This window comes from Bordetella sp. 02P26C-1, from assembly GCF_009763255.1.
Classification (GTDB): domain Bacteria; phylum Pseudomonadota; class Gammaproteobacteria; order Burkholderiales; family Burkholderiaceae_B; genus Bordetella_A.
In genome coordinates this window covers 118,671-136,823 of sequence record NZ_WSJB01000018.1, presented here as the reverse complement: position 1 = coordinate 136,823, position 18,153 = coordinate 118,671, and the positions used below count along the sequence as shown (strand labels likewise).

The 18,153-nt window shown below is 61.4% G+C and carries 18 protein-coding genes and 1 tRNA gene; 7 read left to right on the top strand and 12 right to left on the bottom strand.

Translation table 11 applies throughout. From position 1 onward, the window contains the following. Positions 1-65: 65 nt before the first annotated feature. The gene (locus GOQ28_RS10080) at positions 66-653 is read right to left on the bottom strand and encodes a TetR/AcrR family transcriptional regulator (RefSeq protein WP_160356341.1); all 588 of its coding nucleotides are present in this window, start codon (positions 651-653) and stop codon (positions 66-68) included. Between the two features lie 245 nt (positions 654-898). Further along, positions 899-974, bottom strand: a tRNA-Phe gene (locus GOQ28_RS10075). Positions 975-1,158: 184 nt separating this feature from the next. Here GOQ28_RS10075 and hemA point away from each other — a divergent pair. The 4 genes from hemA (at position 1,159) to grxD (ending at position 4,831) form a co-directional block, all read left to right on the top strand. Further along, complete coding sequence (hemA, locus tag GOQ28_RS10070; RefSeq protein ID WP_160350476.1) at positions 1,159-2,433, top strand: glutamyl-tRNA reductase; 1,275 nt, start codon at positions 1,159-1,161, stop codon at positions 2,431-2,433. A 90-nt stretch (positions 2,434-2,523) separates the two neighbouring features. Beyond that, positions 2,524-3,606: a peptide chain release factor 1 gene (gene prfA, locus GOQ28_RS10065; RefSeq protein ID WP_160356340.1), complete on the top strand. Its 1,083-nt coding sequence runs from the start codon at positions 2,524-2,526 to the stop codon at positions 3,604-3,606. Beyond that, the gene (prmC, locus tag GOQ28_RS10060) at positions 3,596-4,426 is read left to right on the top strand and encodes a peptide chain release factor N(5)-glutamine methyltransferase (RefSeq protein WP_160350474.1); all 831 of its coding nucleotides are present in this window, start codon (positions 3,596-3,598) and stop codon (positions 4,424-4,426) included. Before prfA ends, prmC begins: the two co-directional genes overlap by 11 nt. A gap of 78 nt (positions 4,427-4,504) precedes the next feature. Further along, positions 4,505-4,831, top strand: a complete 327-nt coding sequence (gene grxD, locus GOQ28_RS10055) for a Grx4 family monothiol glutaredoxin (protein ID WP_160350473.1) — start codon at positions 4,505-4,507, stop codon at positions 4,829-4,831. A 209-nt stretch (positions 4,832-5,040) separates the two neighbouring features. Here grxD and GOQ28_RS10050 read toward each other — a convergent pair whose 3' ends face one another. Together GOQ28_RS10050 and GOQ28_RS10045 are read right to left on the bottom strand one after the other, a co-directional pair. Further along, positions 5,041-5,601 (bottom strand): DUF934 domain-containing protein, encoded by a 561-nt coding sequence (locus tag GOQ28_RS10050; protein ID WP_160350472.1) that lies wholly within the window; start codon positions 5,599-5,601, stop codon positions 5,041-5,043. After that, positions 5,594-7,339, bottom strand: coding sequence for a nitrite/sulfite reductase (locus tag GOQ28_RS10045; protein WP_160356339.1), 1,746 nt, complete (start codon positions 7,337-7,339; stop codon positions 5,594-5,596). Before GOQ28_RS10045 ends, GOQ28_RS10050 begins: the two co-directional genes overlap by 8 nt. 237 nt (positions 7,340-7,576) lie before the next feature. Here GOQ28_RS10045 and GOQ28_RS10040 point away from each other — a divergent pair, with 237 nt between their 5' ends. Beyond that, positions 7,577-8,023 carry an acyl-CoA thioesterase gene (locus tag GOQ28_RS10040; protein ID WP_160350470.1) on the top strand — a complete coding sequence of 149 codons (447 nt, stop codon included), beginning with the start codon at positions 7,577-7,579 and terminating at the stop codon, positions 8,021-8,023. Positions 8,024-8,120: 97 nt separating this feature from the next. On the opposite strand, the gene GOQ28_RS10035 is transcribed toward GOQ28_RS10040, so the two are convergent. The 5 genes from GOQ28_RS10035 to GOQ28_RS10015 all read right to left on the bottom strand — a co-directional run bounded on the left by GOQ28_RS10035 (position 8,121) and on the right by GOQ28_RS10015 (position 11,063). Next, positions 8,121-8,783, bottom strand: coding sequence for a carbonic anhydrase (locus GOQ28_RS10035; RefSeq protein ID WP_160350469.1), 663 nt, complete (start codon positions 8,781-8,783; stop codon positions 8,121-8,123). Positions 8,784-8,856: 73 nt separating this feature from the next. Then, on the bottom strand, positions 8,857-9,111 hold the full coding sequence (locus GOQ28_RS10030) for an FxLYD domain-containing protein (RefSeq protein ID WP_160356338.1): 255 nt from the start codon (positions 9,109-9,111) through the stop codon (positions 8,857-8,859). Positions 9,112-9,243: 132 nt separating this feature from the next. Continuing rightward, on the bottom strand, positions 9,244-9,540 hold the full coding sequence (locus GOQ28_RS10025; protein WP_160350467.1) for a YciI family protein: 297 nt from the start codon (positions 9,538-9,540) through the stop codon (positions 9,244-9,246). 207 nt (positions 9,541-9,747) lie between these two features. After that, on the bottom strand, positions 9,748-10,389 hold the full coding sequence (locus GOQ28_RS10020; RefSeq protein WP_160350466.1) for a 3-oxoacid CoA-transferase subunit B: 642 nt from the start codon (positions 10,387-10,389) through the stop codon (positions 9,748-9,750). Continuing rightward, positions 10,386-11,063, bottom strand: coding sequence for a 3-oxoacid CoA-transferase subunit A (locus tag GOQ28_RS10015; protein ID WP_160350465.1), 678 nt, complete (start codon positions 11,061-11,063; stop codon positions 10,386-10,388). Before GOQ28_RS10015 ends, GOQ28_RS10020 begins: the two co-directional genes overlap by 4 nt. Positions 11,064-11,227: 164 nt before the next feature. Between GOQ28_RS10015 and GOQ28_RS10010 the strand changes: the two genes are divergently transcribed. Further along, positions 11,228-12,004, top strand: a complete 777-nt coding sequence (locus GOQ28_RS10010; protein ID WP_236844301.1) for an IclR family transcriptional regulator — start codon at positions 11,228-11,230, stop codon at positions 12,002-12,004. A gap of 40 nt (positions 12,005-12,044) precedes the next feature. Here GOQ28_RS10010 and GOQ28_RS10005 read toward each other — a convergent pair whose 3' ends face one another. Further along, positions 12,045-12,770, bottom strand: coding sequence for an SDR family NAD(P)-dependent oxidoreductase (locus GOQ28_RS10005; RefSeq protein ID WP_160356336.1), 726 nt, complete (start codon positions 12,768-12,770; stop codon positions 12,045-12,047). A 104-nt stretch (positions 12,771-12,874) separates the two neighbouring features. Next, the gene (locus tag GOQ28_RS10000) at positions 12,875-13,807 is read right to left on the bottom strand and encodes a 3-hydroxyacyl-CoA dehydrogenase family protein (RefSeq protein WP_160356335.1); all 933 of its coding nucleotides are present in this window, start codon (positions 13,805-13,807) and stop codon (positions 12,875-12,877) included. A gap of 341 nt (positions 13,808-14,148) precedes the next feature. On the opposite strand from GOQ28_RS10000, the gene GOQ28_RS09995 reads away from it, so the two are divergent. After that, positions 14,149-15,093 carry an alpha/beta hydrolase gene (locus GOQ28_RS09995; RefSeq protein ID WP_160356334.1) on the top strand — a complete coding sequence of 315 codons (945 nt, stop codon included), beginning with the start codon at positions 14,149-14,151 and terminating at the stop codon, positions 15,091-15,093. A gap of 1 nt (position 15,094) precedes the next feature. Here the strand turns inward: GOQ28_RS09995 and ppc are convergent, their stop codons facing one another. Beyond that, positions 15,095-17,944 carry a phosphoenolpyruvate carboxylase gene (ppc, locus tag GOQ28_RS09990; RefSeq protein ID WP_160356333.1) on the bottom strand — a complete coding sequence of 950 codons (2,850 nt, stop codon included), beginning with the start codon at positions 17,942-17,944 and terminating at the stop codon, positions 15,095-15,097. Between the last annotated feature and the right edge of the window lie 209 nt (positions 17,945-18,153).

Below are 18,153 nucleotides of genomic sequence, written 5' to 3'. Positions count from 1 at the left end.
ATCAACTAGTTGGTTGACTGCGTTTGTCAAAAAAACGCGATGTGAGTCATCGCGTCATCCAGAAATCAGGCCTGAGTCGTCAACTGCTGAATCGCCGCCTGACAAACCGACTTGAAGGCTTCAGGGTTACCCATCGCTCGCGCGGTCAACATTGCGCCGTGCACGATGGACATGAACGCTTGTGCCTCGCTTAAGGCGCTCTCCCGGAGATGAAATTGCCCGGCTGCCGCGCCTTCCTCCAGCACCCTTGTCAGCCAGCCGATGAGGTCTTCAAAATAGCGGCGCACTTCATCGGTAATCTCTTGCGGAATGATGGGCGCCTCGGCGGCCAGCATGGCGCAGATGCACATGGACGGGCTGCCATCACGTATGCATTGCGCCCAATAATCGACATAGCCCTGCAAGCGTGCCAGCGGATCGCCGAGTTTCTGGTCCAGCGCCGTTACCCCTGCGCGGAACTGCTCGCGATGCAACGCCACCACGGTCAACACCAGGTCTGCCTTGCTGGGGAAATGATGATGGATGCTGGCCTTGCCAATGTGCACCCTTTCGGACAGGTCAGCGTAGCTAAACCCGTTGTAGCCGCCTGCAGCCAGCAGGATCTTGGTGTGCGCGGCAATTTCGCTTGCGCGGGGAGAGAGTTCGGTGCTCATAGGGTGACGGATCTTCCTCGAGGCGAAAAGGGTCCACCTAAAGGAAGTCATGGATGTGCAATGCGAGACAATCTACTAGTTGGTTGGTTGGATGTCAACACCTCTGCAGCAGCTGGCCGACATGACGGCTATGACGTTCTTGTTGAAATAGGGCCAGCTGCGAGGATCGGTCCGGGGGAGGGCACTCCAGAGATTTTGGCGCGCAAACGAAAATGCCCAGCTCTATGAGCTGGGCATTGAATCTTTGGTGGCCTGGGGCGGAATCGAACCACCGACACGCGGATTTTCAATCCGCTGCTCTACCAACTGAGCTACCAGGCCAACGAAGACCGAAACTATACACGAAATTTCAGGCGTGTGCTGGGAATCCGAGAAAAAGTTTTGTGGGCACAGCGCGACGATGCAAACCAAAACTACCAAGGGAATACCCTTGGATGTATAATTTTCAAAGACTTAAGTTACAAATGCGTCGAACTTCGTCAAACGGCGCTCCTAAATCCATCCCATGTCCGTAGCTGTATTTGCGTTCGGTCTGAATCACACTTCTGCCCCGGTTGCGGTGCGTGAGCGTGTTTCCATGCCCGCTGACTTGCTGCGGCCGGCGTTGGAAGGGTTGCGTTCCGCATTTGGCGGCGCCGTACGCGAAGCGGCGATTCTGTCGACCTGTAATCGCACCGAGGTGTACTGTGCGGCCCCGCCCGAGGTGGCCGAGCATCTGCCCGTCTGGTTGGCCGATCACAATCGCCTCGAAGCCGGCGTGTTGAGCCCCCATCTTTATCGCCATGAGCAGGACGAGGCCGTACGTCACGCATTTCGCGTAGCCAGTGGCCTCGATTCCATGGTGCTGGGTGAGCCGCAGATTCTGGGGCAGATGAAAGACGCGGTGCGTGCCGCCGGCGAGGCCGGTTCATTGGGTACGTTGCTGCATCAGCTGTTCCAACGCACCTTCTCGGTCGCCAAGGAGGTCCGTTCGCAGACCGAGATCGGCGCGCATTCGGTGTCGATGGCGGCCGCGGCCGTGCGTCTGGCCGAACGCGTGTTCGGCGATCTGAGCGAGGCGCGCACGCTGTTTATCGGCGCGGGCGAAATGATCGAGCTCTGTGCCACGCACTTTGCGGCCCAGCGTCCACATAGCATGGTGGTGGCCAACCGCACCGCCGAACGCGCGGAATTGCTCGCGGGCAAGTTCGCGGCCAGCACGATGCGTCTGGTTGATCTGCCCGAGCGTCTGGCCGAATTCGATGTCATCGTTTCCTGTACGGCCAGCTCCTTGCCCATATTGGGCTTGGGGCTGGTCGAGCGCGCTACGCTGCAACGACGTCACCGCCCCATGGTGATGATCGATCTGGCGGTACCGCGCGATATCGAGCCCGAAGTCGGCCGGCTCGATGATGTGTATTTGTATTCCGTCGATGATCTGGGTCAACTCGTGCAAAGTGGCACCGACGCGCGTCGCGCGGCGGTGGTGCAGGCCGAGGCCATCATCGAAACCCGTGTCCAGGGCTTTATGCACTGGATGCAGTCACGCGAAGTCGTGCCCGTGATCCGCGACCTGCATCAGGCCGCCGAAGACGTCCGCGCGGCCGAGCTGGAGCGCGCGCGCCGCATGCTGGCACGCGGCGAATCGCCCGAGGCGGTGTTGGAACAACTCGCACACGGTCTCACGCAGAAATATCTGCACGGTCCCTTGGCGGCGTTAAACCGTAGTCAAGGCGACGAGCGCCAGCAGCTGCTGGCCTGGATGCCGCGCCTGTTCCCCGGCCGCGATACGCGCCGTTAGCGTTGCTGCCGCAATGCCCGCCTCAAGGCGGGCGTTCGCATTTTCGGGCGCCCGCATTCCGCTAATCCGCAACGTCTTTTTGAGTTATCTATGAAATCTTCCATGCGCAGCCGTCTGGAGCAGCTGTCTCACCGCCTCGTGGAGGTGGACGCATTGCTGGCCGAGCCGGAAATTGGCGCCGATATGGATCGCTTTCGCAAACTGTCGCGCGAACGGGCCGAACTCGATCCCGTCGTGCAGGCATTCAACCAATTCGTGAAAACCGAGGAAGACCTGAAGGCCGCACAGGAAATGCTGAGCGACCCGGATTTCAAGGAGATGGCTGAAGACGAAATCAAATCGGCCAAGGCGCGTATTGAAACGCTGGAAGCCGATTTGCAGCTGTTGTTGCTGCCGCGCGATCCTAACGATGGGCGCAGCCTGTTCCTGGAAATTCGCGCGGGCACGGGCGGAGACGAAAGCGCGCTGTTCTCGGGCGATCTGCTACGCATGTATACGCGCTACGCCGAGCAGCGCGGCTGGCGGGTGGAGCTGATGTCGGAAAGCCCGTCGGAGCTAGGCGGGTATAAGGAAGTGATCGCTCGCATCGATGGCGATGGCGCCTATGGGCGTTTGAAATTTGAATCCGGTGCGCATCGCGTGCAGCGTGTGCCGGCCACCGAGGCGCAGGGCCGTATTCACACATCGGCTTGCACGGTGGCGGTGTTGCCCGAGGCCGACGCGATGAACGAGATCATCATCAATCCCTCGGATCTGCGCATCGATACGTTCCGCGCCAGCGGCGCGGGTGGTCAGCACATCAACAAAACCGATTCGGCAGTGCGCATCACCCACTTGCCCACGGGTTTGGTGGTGGAATGCCAGGATGACCGTTCGCAGCATCGCAACAAGGACAAGGCCATGCAGGTGCTGGCCGCGCGCCTGAAAGACCGCGAGCTGCGCGAACGTCAAAGCAAGGAAGCCGCCGAACGCAAGAGCCTGGTGGGTTCGGGCGACCGTTCCGAACGCATCCGTACGTATAACTTTCCACAGGGTCGTGTGACGGATCACCGTATCAACCTGACCCTGTACAAGCTGCAGCAGATCATGGAAGGCGATCTGGAAGAACTGACCGGCGCATTGATCGCCGAGCAGCAGGCCGAGCTGCTGGCTGCCCTGGGCGATGAGGTCTGACGTGAATCAAGCTACCTTGCAGACGCTGTTGCAAGATACGCGCTTGCCGCGACTGGAGGTGCGTATGTTGCTCGAGCACGTGCTCGGCAAACCGCGCGCGTGGCTGCTGGCGCATGACACCGATCCGGTGGAACCGTGGCAGGCCCAGGCGTATCAGGCGCTGGCGACGCGGCGCTTGGCGGGCGAACCGATGGCCTATTTGGTGGGCCATCGTGAATTCATGGGGCGGGATTTCGCGGTGACCCCCGATGTGCTGATCCCTCGGCCCGACACGGAGTTGCTCGTGGAGACCGCGCTGGCATGGCTGAAAGATCGCCCTGATGCCGCGGTATTGGATCTGGGCACCGGTAGTGGCGTGATTGCGGTTTCGATCGCGCTGGGCGCTCCTGGCGCCACGGTGACAGCGACCGATGTGAGCGCCACCGCCTTGCAGATGGCCGTGCGCAACGCCGCGCGTCTGGATGCACGCGTGGATTTCGCGCAGGGGAGCTGGTATGAGGCGCTGCCGGCCTTGGCGCGCTACGATTTGATCGTCTCCAATCCGCCTTACATTGCCCGTGATGACGAGCATTTGTCGCAAGGCGATCTGCGGTTCGAGCCGCGTGGAGCGCTGACGGATCATGCGGACGGTCTGCGCGACCTGACCACGATCATTAATGGCGCCGCTGCCCGTTTGCGGCCGGGTGGCGCGTTATGGGTTGAGCACGGTTGGGATCAGGCCCAAGCCGTGCGCCAGCTGTTAAATAGCGCGGGTTTTGGCAATGTAACCAGCCTGCGTGACTTGGCCGGAATCGAGCGGATTTCCGGCGGGTCTCTATAATGAATCATCCGCTGCCCAGAACCCGCGCCATTGCCGGCAGGGTGCAGTCCATCAGCTATTACTGTTTGTGAGATCACCATGAGCGACGTGCAAGAATTTATCCGCGAGACCGTGACCCAGCACCCTGTGGTGTTGTTCATGAAGGGCACGGCCCAGTTTCCCCAATGTGGTTTTTCGGGCCGCGCCATTCAGATTCTGAAGAGCTGTGGCGTGAAGAAACTGATCACGGTTAACGTGCTCGAAGACGCAGAAGTCCGCCAAGGCATCAAGGAATACTCGAATTGGCCGACGATCCCGCAGCTCTACGTCAGCGGCGAATTCATCGGCGGCTCGGACATCATGAGCGAGATGAACGAAAGTGGTGAATTGAAGACGCTGCTGGATCAGTCTGGCGCAACGGCGTAAGGCAGGCGGTTGCCGCGTCGATAGACCGGCGATCGGCTCCAAGCGTAGAACAGAAGGCCTCACGGTTTGCACGTGAGGCCTTCGTGTTTTGGGGTTGCCATCATGGCGCTGCTTGATCCCGCGACACCGCGTTCAGGGTGCAGACGACCGCGCGATTTATCCGCGCGTTACTGCATCCCGGGCCGCGTGGGGGCCGCTGCGCACGATGTCTATGCTTCTACGGGCACGGACGGCTTGGGATAGGTCTTCTGGTAATGCACCGTAAATGTCTGGAAGGCGGCGAGCGCCTTGTGCGGATCATGTCCGGGCTTGACCAAGAAACTGTCGAATCCTACGCGCGCTTGATAGTGGATGGTGTCGATCATCACATCGCCCACGGCGCGCAACTCGCCTTGCCAGCCGTAACGGGTACGTAGCAGTTGCGCGAGGGAATAGCCGCGCCCGTCCGTATAGACCGGGAAGTCGATGGCGATGAAATCGATGCCGGTCGGGTCGATTTCGCCGTCGTCGTTGACGAGTTCCTGCAATTTCGAATCCGGCGCGAGCAACACCGCTACGGGGTGGCGGCGTGCGCGTAAGGTATCGCGATGTGCGGTCCAGGTGGCGAGCGGAACAATCCATCCGGGTTCATCGGCCGGCAGCGAGTCGATCGTTGCCACGTCAACTTCCCCGGCGTCGGCGACAGCTTGCACCCGACTATCATCCACTTGAAGCTGGCCGTGGCGGATCAAACGAGCCGTGTGTTCGCTATGGGCGATGACATCAGACATGGGCCACCTCGCGAGATGCCGGCGCCGCCTTGGCGACTGCCGGGTCGGCATACACATCTTCCTTAAAGGGTGCGATGCCCAGACGATCGACCACATCGATAAAGCGCTCGATCTCGCTATCGCGCAGACGCAGATAAGTTTGAATCAGCCGGTCCACCACATCGGGGATCTGGTCGCGCGCAAACGACGGGCCGATGATGCGCCCGATGGCAGCACCCCCGCCACGCGTCGATTGCAGATCGGGCAGCGGTTTGGCCGCGCCATTTTGACGCCCGCCTATGGTGACCTGATACCACTCTTCGCCGTTCTTATCGACTCCCAAGATGCCGATATGGCCAACGTGGTGATGACCACAGGCGTTGATACAGCCGGAGATATTCAAGTCCAGCTCGCCGACATCGAATAAATAATCCAGGTCGTCGAAGCGGCGTTGAATGGCCTCTGCCACGGGGATCGATACCGCATTGGCGAGCGCGCAGAAGTCGCCGCCCGGGCATGCGATGATGTTGGTCAGTAAACCGATATTGGGTGTGGCCATGTTCAGCTCGCGCAGCGTTTCCCACAACGCATACAGCCGCGAGCGGCGCACATCGGCGAGCACCAGATTCTGCTCGTGCGAGACGCGCACTTCGCCATAGCCGTATTGCTCCGACAAATCGGCGACGGCTTCCATTTGCTCGGCCGTGATGTCGCCGGGCGGCACACCGGTGGCTTTGAGCGACAAGGTGACGGCGGCGTAACCCGGCACGCGATGGGGATGCACGTTGCGTTTCAGCCAGCGCGCGAATGCGGGATTCGCGGCGGCCTGGCTGTCAGTGTCATCGGGTTCGTTCGCGGCCTGAGCGTCATATTGCGGCCAAGTGAATCGCTGCGCGATGGTGTCGACGTAGTCTTGCGTGAGGGTGTCTGGGCCGTCTTTGATGAGCTGCCACTGTTCATCGACCTGCTGCGCATAGACCTCGGGCGTGAGTTCCTTGACCAGAATCTTGATGCGCGCCTTGTACTTGTTGTCGCGTCGACCATGCAGGTTGTAGACGCGCAGCGCCGCTTGCAGATAAGTGAGCAGATGCTGCCACGGCACGAACGGATTGATCAGATGTCCCACCATGGGCGTGCGGCCCAGGCCGCCGCCGATCCACACGCGAAAACCCAGCACGCCGTCGCGTTCGACCGCCTGCAGGCCGATATCGTGCACGCCGACGGCGGCGCGGTCTTCCTCCGCGCCACTGACGGCGATCTTGAACTTACGCGGCAGGAACGCGAACTCGGGATGCAGCGTGGACCATTGGCGGATGATTTCGCACCACACCAGGGGGTTAACAAGCTCATCGGGCGCGACGCCGGCGAAATGATCGGAGGTCGTGTTGCGGATACAGTTGCCGCTGGTCTGAATGGCGTGCATCTGTACCTTGGCCAGCTCGGCGAGGATGGTGGGAACATCTTCGAGCCGGGGCCAGTTGAACTGGATATTTTGCCGCGTGCTGAAATGCCCATAGCCGCGATCCCAGGTGCGCGCGATATGCGCCAGGGTGCGCAGCTGGCGCGAGGCTAACAAGCCATACGGAATCGCCACACGCAGCATGGGCGCATGGCGTTGAATGTAGAGGCCATTCTGCAGACGCAGAGTGCGAAAATCGTCTTCGCTCAGCTCCCCAGCGAGATAGCGCTGAGTCTGCTCGGTGAACTGCGCGACGCGCTGTTCCACCAGTTGTTGATCGACAGGGTCATACACATACATGGTAAGCCGCCCTCAGGGCGCCCCGAGGGGCGTGATGAAGCATGGGACCTGCGCGCGCGGCGATAGCCGTCGCGAACGCTAAAGCACGCCGCCGGTTTGGTAGCGCGCCAGGACTAGACACATAACCGTAACAGTTGCTTTTATGGGCTGTCTAAGTCAAATTCGTTATATGAATAGAAGCGATAATCGAGCCGGAGACACCCGATTCAACACGCGAGCGAGATCGATTCCCCCGCTATGACCGACAAACTGCAGCCGACCTTACGTAGTGCTTATCCTCATTTCGCCGCCATCTCGACACGTTGGAAGGACAATGATGTCTATGGCCATGTCAATAACGTTGTCTATTTCGAGTTTTTTGACACGGCGATCAATCAGTTCCTGATCGAGCTGGGCGCGCTCGACATTGAGCGCAGCGAGGTGGTGGGACTGGTCGTGGATAACCGCTGCACCTATTTTTCCTCGATCCGGTTTCCCGACACGGTGCAGGTCGGGATCAAGATCACCCGCATCGGCAGAAGCAGTGTGGAGTACGAGGTAGGGGTGTTTAAAAACGCCGACGAATCCGCGGCCGCATTGGGCAGATTCGTGCATGTGTACGTCGATAAGGCGACGGGCAGCGCGACGGAAATTCCGGAAAATATCCGCTCGGTGCTGCAGACGATTTACCGACCCACGGCGTAGTCCGGAGGTAGGTCTGCCGTACAGGAAGGCTTTGTACGCCGCAGCCTGGGTGCGCAAGGCCGCGGTCGTTACCCCGTCAGCGCGACGGGGCAAGTCCTCACGCGGAGGCGTTGGCTGCGTCCGGATCAGTCTGGCAAGGAGCAAACTTGCCTGTTTGCGGGTCGCGCAGGAACAGCAGGCCGGTGGCCACGCCGAAATAGGTGCCGTGCAGCTCCAGTTCGCCGCGCTCGACACGTCGACGGATGGAGGGGAACGTCATCAGGTTGCGCAGGCTGTGTTCGACCACCGCCCATTCGAGCTGTTGCACGTCTTTGGCGCGGTCACCCGTGCGGGGCAGCGATTCGGCCACCGGCGTGATCTGGGACATCCACTTGCCGATGAAGTCCATTTTCGTCAGGGGCTCGGCGCCATCGAACACCGCCCGCACGCCGCCGCACGACGCGTGGCCCAACACGACGATGTGCTTGACGTTCAACGCATTAACGGCGAACTCGATCGCCGCACTGGTGCCGTGGTAGGAGGTGGCCTCGGCATCGCCTTCATACGGTGGCACCAGATTGGCCACGTTGCGGATGATGAACATCTCGCCGGGGCCTGCATCGAAAATGACTTCGGGCGAGACGCGGGAATCACAGCAGCCGATCAGCAGAATCTCGGGATGCTGACCCAGCTCGCCCAACTGCTCGTAGCGTTTGCGTTCGTTGTGGAAGCGGCCGTCGAGGAATGCTTGGTAGCCGTCAGAAAGTCTTTTGGGGAACATAGGAAAACCTTGTTGTTATGGCGCACGCACGAGAACATTTTCCCACAACAGCCTTACAGGCACGGTCAGGAATTCAAGGCTGGCTCGAAACTTCCTTGATTTCCTTGGCGCTGAAGCGGGTGAATGGCTGGGGCGTAGACGCCTGGGCCTGCCACGTTTCCCCGGGCGCCAGGGCAGTATCGCGGCGGCTTTCCACGCGCCCGATTTCCTGTCCTTGCGCGTCATACAGGGCGTAGACGACCTGTAACGCGGGCACCGCGGTTTCGCGATGGTTGGTCACCTGCGCACTGATCTGCCAGAGTCCGTCACCTTGTTTCAGGGCGTTCATCCCGTCAATCGAGACGCCGTGAGGCAGACTTTGGGCGAACGCGCCCATAGAGGCGAAACATAGCAGTGCGATAAGTCGGCGATAGCGGTTGAGCATGGTGACCTCCAGCGAGTTTTCGGGCCCTCTAGGCCCTCACAGCATCAATTTGCCGTCGAGATAGGCCTTGCGCCACCGCGTGATGGTGACGCGTTCGAACAGCCCGACTTTATGAAAGGGATCGCCCTGGATAAAAGCTTCGGCTTCTTCGCGAGTATCCAGATCCACGATGTATAGCCCGCCGCCGCCATCCTGGCCGTCATCTTGCAGCTTGGCGCCGCAAGCCAGCAGCAGCGCAGCGTTCTCCGCCAGGAATGCCAGATGCTCAGGACGATGTTGCTGACGCACGGCTTGGTGGCCAGGTTTGTCGAAGGTCTCGATGATGTACGGCATGGGGTCTCCCAGATTTTTGTCTGAAGGGCGCAGCGGGTTTCGGTTGTCGAGCCATTCCCTCGGAGCGAGGGATGACATCGCCGCGCACGGGTTTCGTTCACCGTTAAACGGTAGATGAACCATAAACAGTCTGGGACGCTTCAGCAAGAAAAATGCCGGGGGCAAGCCGGCGCGCCTGGACGCGCGCGTCGGCTTACTAGCCAGCCATCACGCGAACTTCAACGGCAGACCGGTCAGTTGCAGCAAGGTTTCACGCGTCATATCGCCAAACATATCGATGACCGTGACCTCGCCCTCGCGCAGGTCGAACACCGCTACGTCGGTGTACACGCGCGACACGCAGCGAACGCCTGTCAGCGGATAGGTGCATTCGGCGACCAGCTTGCTCTGTCCCTCACGGGTCAGCAGCTCCATCATTACGAACACGTCTTTCGCGCCGATGGCCAGATCCATCGCGCCGCCCACCGCGGGAATCGCATCGGGGGCGCCGGTGTGCCAGTTGGCCAGGTCGCCGTGTTGAGACACCTGAAATGCGCCCAGCACGCAGATATCCAGATGGCCACCGCGCATCATCGCGAACGAATCGGCGTGGTGGAAAAAAGCGCAACCGGGCAGTTCGGTGACGGGTTGTTTGCCAGCGTTGATGAGGTCGTAGTCCTCTTCGCCCTTGGCCGGTGCGGGGCCCATGCCCAGCATCCCGTTCTCGGTATGCAGCAGGACTTCGCGATCTTGAGGCAGGTGATTGGCGACCAGGGTCGGCAGGCCGATGCCCAGGTTCACGTAAGCGCCTTCGGGAATGTCTTGGGCGACGCGGGCGGCAATCTGGTCGCGGGTCAATTTGGTGCTCATGCTTGCTCCTTGGCCGGGATCTGGACAACGCGCTGTACGAAGATGCCGGGGGTCACGATGTTTTCCGGGTCCAGCTCGCCGAGTTCGACGGTCTCGCGGACTTGGGCAACCGCCACACGGGCGGCGCTGGCCATGATGGGGCCGAAGTTGCGCGCGGTTTTGCGGTAGACCAGATTGCCCCAGCGGTCGCCGCGATCGGCCTTGATAAGCGCGTAGTCGGCGTGCAGCGGGTATTCCAGCACGTAATGACGGCCGTTGATTTCACGGGTTTCCTTGCCTTCGGCCAAGGGCGTGCCATAGGCAGTCGGGGTAAAGAAAGCCCCGATGCCCGCGCCGGCGGCGCGGATGCGTTCGGCGAGGTTGCCTTGCGGCACGAGTTCAAGCTCGATCTTGCCGCTGCGATACAACTCATCGAAGATCTGCGAATCGGATTGGCGCGGGAACGAGCAGATGATCTTGCGCACGCGTCCCGCGCCTAATAGCGCGGCCAGACCCGTGGTGCCGTTGCCGGCATTGTTATTGACGATGGTGAGGTCTCGCGCGCCTTGTGCGAGCAGGGCGTCTATGAGTTCGATGGGTTGGCCGGCCGTGCCAAAGCCGCCAATCATGACGGTCGCACCGTCCGGGACGTCGGCCAGGGCGGCCGCCGCGGAATCAACGAGCTTAGAAATCATGGGAAATATCCGCAGTTAAAGGGGCATGTCATAATTTGTTCTTGATAAGAACTTTCGTTCATTCAAAGAACATTGTTCGAATAAAGCTGTGGCCTGCTTTATGGCGGCAGGGGCAGTTGCGGCTCATAGCGTTGGCCGCCATGGGCACTGAAGGCGTGACGGATATGGAAGACACAAAGCAACCCGGCGACACCTACGTGCAATCGTTCGCGCGCGGGCTGTCGGTGATACGGGCGTTTGGCCCGCAACGGCCACACATGACCTTGTCGGAGGTGGCCGCGCAGACTGGATTGACGCGTGCCGGCGCGCGGCGGATTCTGCTCACCTTGGCGCAGCTGGGCTATGTGGCGATCGACGGGCGACAGTTTTCGCTCACGCCGCGTATCCTGGAGCTGGGTTATTCCTACCTGTCGGCCATGCCGTTGTGGGATCTCGCTCAGCCGTACATGGAAGAGGTCGCCGAGGCAACCCGGGAGTCGTGTTCCGTCTCCGTCTTGGATGGGACGGACATCGTCTACATCCTGCGACTGTCGCGTCACAAAGTCATGAGCATCAATCTGGCAGTCGGCAGCCGCCTGCCGGCTTGGGCGACATCCATGGGGCGCGTGTTGCTGGCGGGTTTGCCAGACACCGAGCGAGACCGACTGCTCGCGGCCAGCGACATCCGCGCGCATACGCCGCATAGCATCACAAACATCGAGAAGCTGAAGCAGCGGCTCGCGCAAGTACGCGCCGATGGCTATGCGTGCGTGGTCCAAGAGTTGGAGCTGGGCCTGCAATCCGTCGCGGTGCCGATCGTCGATCGCAGCGGGCGGGTGATCGGCGCGATGAATGTCAGCGGACACGCGAGCCGGTACCCCAGCGATGAGATGGTCGAGGCGTTCCTGCCGCCGCTGCGTCAAGCGGCCGAGCAGATCAACCAGGCTTTGCGGCAGCGTTAAGGCACTGCCTTGCGTCGCGGTCCGGGGCATAGCCTGCATGTCAGATTGGCGCTACGCCCAAGGTAGTGCCGCCACAGACGTACAGCATCTGGCCCGTGACAAAGCCATTGTCCGGCGATAGGAAGAACATCGCCGCGCGCGCCACATCCTCGGGAGTTCCCAGGCGTTTGACGACGATGCTGTTGATGATGCGCTGCGTCTGCGGCGCGCCATCGGGATTGCTGTTGCGAAACAGATCGGTGGCGATCGGGCCGGGGCCGATTGCGTTGACCGTGATGCCGTCCGCACCCAGTTCCATCGCCAGCGTGCGGGTCATGCCGACCAGGCCGGCCTTGGTGGCCGAATACGCCACGCGATCGGGCTTGCCCAGCGCGGCGCGCGAGGACATGTTGACGATGCGCCCGAATCCCGCCTCGCGCATATCGGGCACCACCGCCTGCGCCAGGATCATCGCCGTGCGCAGATGCAGCGCGAACACATAGTCCAGATCTTCCAGCGTCGCGGTGTCGACTGTGCCCGGCCGTGTAGCGCCAGCATTGTTCACCAGCCCGATGATGGCGTGGTCGCGGCGGGCTTGAGCCACGGCGGCCTGCGTCTGCGCGGTGTCGGTCAGGTCGGCCTGAATGGAAATGAGCCCCTCGGGCGAAACCTCGGGAAGGCGGTAGTCGATGTTGATGACGCGGTGGCCGGCCTTTAACAGCGCGCTGACGATGGCCGCGCCAATGCCCGCGCTGCCGCCGGTGACCAGATATGCTTGGGGTTTCATGGTGCTCCTCTCATAGGTGTCGATCGTTCCATGACTCGCACACGGGCCTGACGGCACTTGTGTGATCGGCCTGATCTTTTCTTCATCAACAGGCAGGGCGTCGGTCAGTCGGCACGGCGCTTTTGCAGCAAGGCGACCAGCTCTGTCAGGGTCGCGCTCTTGTCGCGCAGAGTTTGCTCGCGTGTCTCGGCAGGCCAGGAGTAGAAGCCTTGGCCGGTCTTGGCGCCCAGATGGCCGTCAGCGACCTTTTGCGCCAATAGCGGCGAGGGCGTCGTGCGGTTTTCCAGGTCCGGGTACAAATAGGTCGCGATGGCATGGTGGACATCGATGCCATTCATATCGCGCTGTTCCAGAGGGCCGGTTATCGCCAGGCGGATGCCCAGGCTCCACTTGACCACTTCGTCGATGTCCTCGGCGCTGGCGACACTTTGCTCCAATAGCGAGATCGCTTCGCGCGCCAGTGCATGTTGAATGCGGTTGGCGATAAAGCCTGGGATGTCGCGGTTGACGAGGACGGGCCGCTTGCCCACATACCGCAGCGACGCCATGACGCGCTCGACGGTGTCGGTCGAGGTGTCGTCATTGCGCACGACTTCCACCAAGGGTATGACGTCTGCCGGGGTGAAGAAGTGCGTGCCCACGAAACGATCGCGTCGCGTGACCGAGTCGGCAATCGCGTTAATGGACAGGCCCGACGTGTTGGTGGCAAAGATCGACTCGGCGGGGCACAAGGTATCCAGCCGGGCGAACACGTTGCGTTTAAGTTCGAGTTTTTCCGGAATGGCCTCGATCACTAGGTCGCCCGCGCAGGCGGCTTCCAGGCCCTCGTCCATGCGGATTCGACGGCGCGCCTCGGCCACGCCGTCCGGCGCATAGACCCCCAACTGCCGGTCGATGACTTCGGCGGCCCGTGACAGTGCGCCCGGGACGGGGTCGATCAGCACGACGTCGATGCCTTTCGCGGCGTAGAGGGCGGCGATTCCGCTGCCCATGGCGCCTGCGCCAATCACGGCGAGGGTCTGAATGGGGTGATCCATGTCGTAATTCTCCGGAGGCGACGTGGCACGGCGACGACGTCGGGCTATGCCTGCTGCGATGTATGTTCTCTATACGAACATTTGTGCGGATAGAGAATTCTTGGCGAAATAGTACTAACAAACCAAGCAGCCCGACAAATATCTTTGCCGCCACCGCCCGCAGGCTGGACACCTGGCGGCGGCCCAAGACGATCTCGCCCGGTCGACCTTTCCCTGGGGTTAGAATCCGTATCTATTCTCATTTACACCTCCAGGTCTGCGTGAAAATCGCGGCCATGCCGCGAGAGGTTGCGGCATGTCCCGATGCAAACCATCTTCGAATCAATTTAAGGATTGCGTCCATGATCAGACTCTCCATCCTGTCGCTGTGCAGTGTCCTGGGGGCCGCAAGCGTCTATGCCCAGACGCCGGTGGCCGAGCCCGCGCCGGGCATGCAACTGGTGGGAGAAACCGTCATGGACCGGCCGTCTTCCTGGTATCAATTCGAGCGCCATATGCTTGATTCGGCCGATGGCAAGCGACATTACCGCATTGATATTTCCATTCCCCGCGCCCCGGCGCCTGCGGGCGGATATCCAGTGCTTTATATGCTTGATGGCAATGCAGCGATGGCGACGTTGCAAGATGACGATCTGGCCAAGCTCGCCAATAGCGGACATCCGCCCGTGCTGGTTGCCATCGGTTATGACGTGCCGACCCGCAATGATGTGGTGTCGCGCGCGTTCGACTACACGCCGCCCACCTACGAGAACGGCCAGCGCGTCCATCAGGAAGACGACCGTGGGCGCGCGGGCGGCGGGGCGGATATCTTTTTGGACTACATACAGTCCGTTATCCAGCCGTTGGTGAAATCGCGCACCGCCGTGAATTCGCGCAAGGAAATGCTGTGGGGCCATTCCTATGGGGGCCTGTTCACGCTGCACACTTTGTTCACGCGGCCCGCGGCGTTCGCGCGCTATGTGGCGGGCGATCCCTCTGCCTGGTGGAACGATGGCGTCCTGGTGCGCGAGTGGCAAGCGTTCGACGCCAAACAAGCCGCGGGCAAAGCGGTGGCTGTCTTTGTGGGCACCAAGCCGCGCGACCCGAATCGGCCCATGCCGAATCTGCCGCGCGCCAAGCCGGGGCAAGCGCCCGTTGAAAACCCCCGCGCCATCATCGGCGATATGGCAGAAGGCCTGCGCCAGGGGGGCGCGAACGTGACGTATGAAACCTTCCCGCAGCATGGCCATGGCGAGATGATTCGCGTCTCGCTCGAGCGCGCGCTCGATATTGCCACACAGCCTTGAATCAACCCGAGTTGCGCAATCCCGCCGCGATGCCGTTGATCGTTAAATGAATGGCGGCGCGCATGCGTTTGTCAGGCTCGGCGCTGTCATCTTGCTGGGCCGCGCGATAACGACGGATCAGATCGATCTGCAGATAATTCAGCGGGTCGATATACGCAAAACGCTCGCGTAGCGAGGCTTGCAACACCGGGTTGTCCGCCAACAGCTCACGCTGGGTTAACAGGCGCAGTATCGCCACCGTGCGAGCGTGTTCGGCGCTGATCTGATCGAAGATGCGTTCGCGCAATGACCGGTTCGTCAGCAACTGCGCATATCGAGCGGCGATGGCGAGATCCGATTTGGCCAGCACCATTTCCATATTGGATAGCAGCGTGCGAAACGCGGGCCAATCGCGCGCCATCTCGCGCAACTGCGCCAGACGAGCCCGTCGCGAGCGCGGCGCGCCAGAGGCACCGCTTTCCAAATAGGCCTCGACTGCTGATCCCACGCCGTACCAGCCCGTCAGCATCAAGCGGCATTGCGCCCAGGAGAATCCCCATGGGATCGCGCGCAGATCATCGATGCGTTGGCCTTGCTTGCGCGATGCTGGGCGAGAGCCAATGTTTAATCCGGCGATCTCGGTGATGGGCGTGGTGGCAAAGAAGTATTCCGCGAATCCGGGGGTTTCGTAGACCAAGCCGCGATAGCTCTGCTGTGCCATCTCGGACATGAAAGACATCGCCGGTCCGTATTCCGCCATGTGGGCGTCTTCGGCACTCGCGGCCGCGGCGCGCGGCGCCAGTGACGACTCCAGCGTCGCGGCGACTAGTAGATCGAGATGCCAGCGGCCGACTTCGGCGTCCTTATATTTGCTTTGAATCACCTCGCCCTGTTCGGTCAGGCGCAGCTGTCCGGCGACCGTGCCGGGTGGCTGCGCGAGGATCGCATCGAAGCTGGAGCCGCCGCCGCGCCCGACCGAGCCACCGCGACCGTGAAACAGGCGCAGCCGCACGCCGCGCGCGCTGAATACATCGACCAATGCACGCTCGGCCTGATAGAGCGACCAGTTAGAAGTTAAAAAGCCGCCATCCTTGTTGCTGTCCGAATAGCCCAGCATCACTTCTTGCGTGCTGTTTTGCGCATGCTGCACGCGTGCGCGCACTTCCGGTAAATCTAGCCACGCGGCCATGATCTCGGGGCCGCGCTCCAGATCGGGAATGGTCTCGAACAAAGGCACGACCATCAAGCCGTCTTGTGGTTCGATCGGCTGGCCCGGCACGGCGATGAGCCCGGTCTCCAGTTGCAGGACCAAGACCTCCAGCAGATCGCTTAGCGTTTCGGTGTGCGACACAATGGTCTGCTGCACGGCGGCTTTGCCATAGCGCGCTCGCATGGCTGCCGCGGTACGCAGGATCGCCAACTCGCGCGTGGTCTCTTCGCTATAAGCGATCCACGGAGAAGCCAACGGGCGGGCTTGTGCGAGCTCGGATCGCAGCAGCGCGACGCGCGCGTCCTCATCGAGTTTGCTGTAATCGACAGGCTTGCCGTCGATCTGCGCGCCCGCGCGATGGAATAGTTCGGTAAGGACGCGTTCATGCACATCCGAACTCTGACGCAGGTCCACTGTGGCCAGATGAAAGCCGAACACCTCCACCGCTTGTTGCAGCCCGCTCAATCGAAGGCGCGCAATGGGTGCGCCATGATGCGCCGATAGCGAGGACGCAATCGTTGCGAGATCCTCGGCGAACTCGGCGGGCGTGGCGTAGGGCGCCGCGGGATGGGTGACGCGCCGCGCCAGATCCCGGCCAGTGAGCCGTTGCGCGGTGGCGGCGAGCCGAGCGTAGACGCCCACCAGCGCACGCCGGTACGGTTCGTCGCGGCGGTGTGCAGAATCATCGCCACCCGCGTCCGCGAGGGCGCGTAGTTTGTCGTCGACCTTGATGATCAAGGTGGTGATCGAAAGCTCCGCGCCCAGCGCGTGGATCTCCTGCAAGTAATACTCGAACAGCACGGTGGCCTGACGCAGCAGCGCCAGTTCCAGCGTATCGGCATCCACATTCGGATTGCCATCGCGATCCCCACCGATCCAGCTGCCCATGCGCAGAAATGGCGCCAGCGGCGCGGCGGGCGCGTCGAACGGCTTGACAGGCGCGGGGGTGAGCAAACGTGCGAGATCGGTATACAGCCGGGGGATGACATGCAGAAACGTGCTGCGGTAGTACGACAGCGCGTTTTCGATCTCGTCGGCCACGGTCAGGCGCGTGTAACGCAGCATGCGCGTTTGCCACAGCGTCGCGATGCGGCCGAGCAAGGTCAGGTCCAGCTCGGCGATTTCCTGTGGGGTCAGCGGGCCCTCGCGTTGCAGCAGCACCGAGGCGATCTCGCGATGCACGTCCAGCGTGCTCTTGCGCTGCACCTCGGTCGGGTGGGCGGTGAGCACGGGCATGACGCAGGCTTCAGTCAGTAGCTGCCGGATTTCGTCGGTGCCGACGCCTTGTGCGGCCAGCAGTTCGACCGCTTCCTTCAGGCTACCGCGCGCTGGCGTATCGTTGGAAAGCGCATACGCCCGTTGCGCGCGGTTCTGATCGCGGTCTTCGGCGATATTGGACAGATGCAGAAAGTAGCTGAACGCGCGCGCGACTGAGTTGGGGTCATTGCCGCGCAGCCGTTTGACACGTTGCTCTAGCAACTTGCTATCGGCTTTATTGCCCTCGCGGCGAAAGCGCACCGCGGTGCGGCGCAAGGTCTCGACGGTATCGAACACCCGCTCGCCTTCGCAGGCCTGAATGACCTCGCCCAGTAAACGGCCTAGCAGTCGGATATCGTGTCGCAAGGGTTCGGCAGTATCGGACTGCGGGCGGATGGCGTTCATAAGCGTTGGATCCGTCAGGCGAAAGGGGGCGAATAGTGGCGGTCGATCGAAAAGCAATGAGGCAAATGATGCGAACCATTGTACGCAGCAGGGCAGGGGAATAACCCTGAAATGAAAGTGGGATATTTGCAGGAGGTGTCGTCCCACTCCTTTCCTTTCTGGAGCTGCGGTAAAGTTCTAACCGGGCATGTGGCCCGGCAATGAGCTCA

Excerpts from the sequence above, each read along its gene's own strand:
- GOQ28_RS10080 (WP_160356341.1), bottom strand. The coding sequence starts at position 653 with ATGAGCACCGAACTCTCTCCCCGCGCAAGCGAAATTGCCGCGCACACC.
- hemA (WP_160350476.1), top strand. The coding sequence starts at position 1,159 with ATGTCCGTAGCTGTATTTGCGTTCGGTCTGAATCACACTTCTGCCCCG.
- prfA (WP_160356340.1), top strand. The coding sequence starts at position 2,524 with ATGAAATCTTCCATGCGCAGCCGTCTGGAGCAGCTGTCTCACCGCCTC.
- prmC (WP_160350474.1), top strand. The coding sequence starts at position 3,596 with ATGAGGTCTGACGTGAATCAAGCTACCTTGCAGACGCTGTTGCAAGAT.
- grxD (WP_160350473.1), top strand. The coding sequence starts at position 4,505 with ATGAGCGACGTGCAAGAATTTATCCGCGAGACCGTGACCCAGCACCCT.
- GOQ28_RS10050 (WP_160350472.1), bottom strand. The coding sequence starts at position 5,601 with ATGTCTGATGTCATCGCCCATAGCGAACACACGGCTCGTTTGATCCGC.
- GOQ28_RS10045 (WP_160356339.1), bottom strand. The coding sequence starts at position 7,339 with ATGTATGTGTATGACCCTGTCGATCAACAACTGGTGGAACAGCGCGTC.
- GOQ28_RS10040 (WP_160350470.1), top strand. The coding sequence starts at position 7,577 with ATGACCGACAAACTGCAGCCGACCTTACGTAGTGCTTATCCTCATTTC.
- GOQ28_RS10035 (WP_160350469.1), bottom strand. The coding sequence starts at position 8,783 with ATGTTCCCCAAAAGACTTTCTGACGGCTACCAAGCATTCCTCGACGGC.
- GOQ28_RS10030 (WP_160356338.1), bottom strand. The coding sequence starts at position 9,111 with ATGAACGCCCTGAAACAAGGTGACGGACTCTGGCAGATCAGTGCGCAG.
- GOQ28_RS10025 (WP_160350467.1), bottom strand. The coding sequence starts at position 9,540 with ATGCCGTACATCATCGAGACCTTCGACAAACCTGGCCACCAAGCCGTG.
- GOQ28_RS10020 (WP_160350466.1), bottom strand. The coding sequence starts at position 10,389 with ATGAGCACCAAATTGACCCGCGACCAGATTGCCGCCCGCGTCGCCCAA.
- GOQ28_RS10015 (WP_160350465.1), bottom strand. The coding sequence starts at position 11,063 with ATGATTTCTAAGCTCGTTGATTCCGCGGCGGCCGCCCTGGCCGACGTC.
- GOQ28_RS10010 (WP_236844301.1), top strand. The coding sequence starts at position 11,228 with ATGGAAGACACAAAGCAACCCGGCGACACCTACGTGCAATCGTTCGCG.
- GOQ28_RS10005 (WP_160356336.1), bottom strand. The coding sequence starts at position 12,770 with ATGAAACCCCAAGCATATCTGGTCACCGGCGGCAGCGCGGGCATTGGC.
- GOQ28_RS10000 (WP_160356335.1), bottom strand. The coding sequence starts at position 13,807 with ATGGATCACCCCATTCAGACCCTCGCCGTGATTGGCGCAGGCGCCATG.
- GOQ28_RS09995 (WP_160356334.1), top strand. The coding sequence starts at position 14,149 with ATGATCAGACTCTCCATCCTGTCGCTGTGCAGTGTCCTGGGGGCCGCA.
- ppc (WP_160356333.1), bottom strand. The coding sequence starts at position 17,944 with ATGAACGCCATCCGCCCGCAGTCCGATACTGCCGAACCCTTGCGACAC.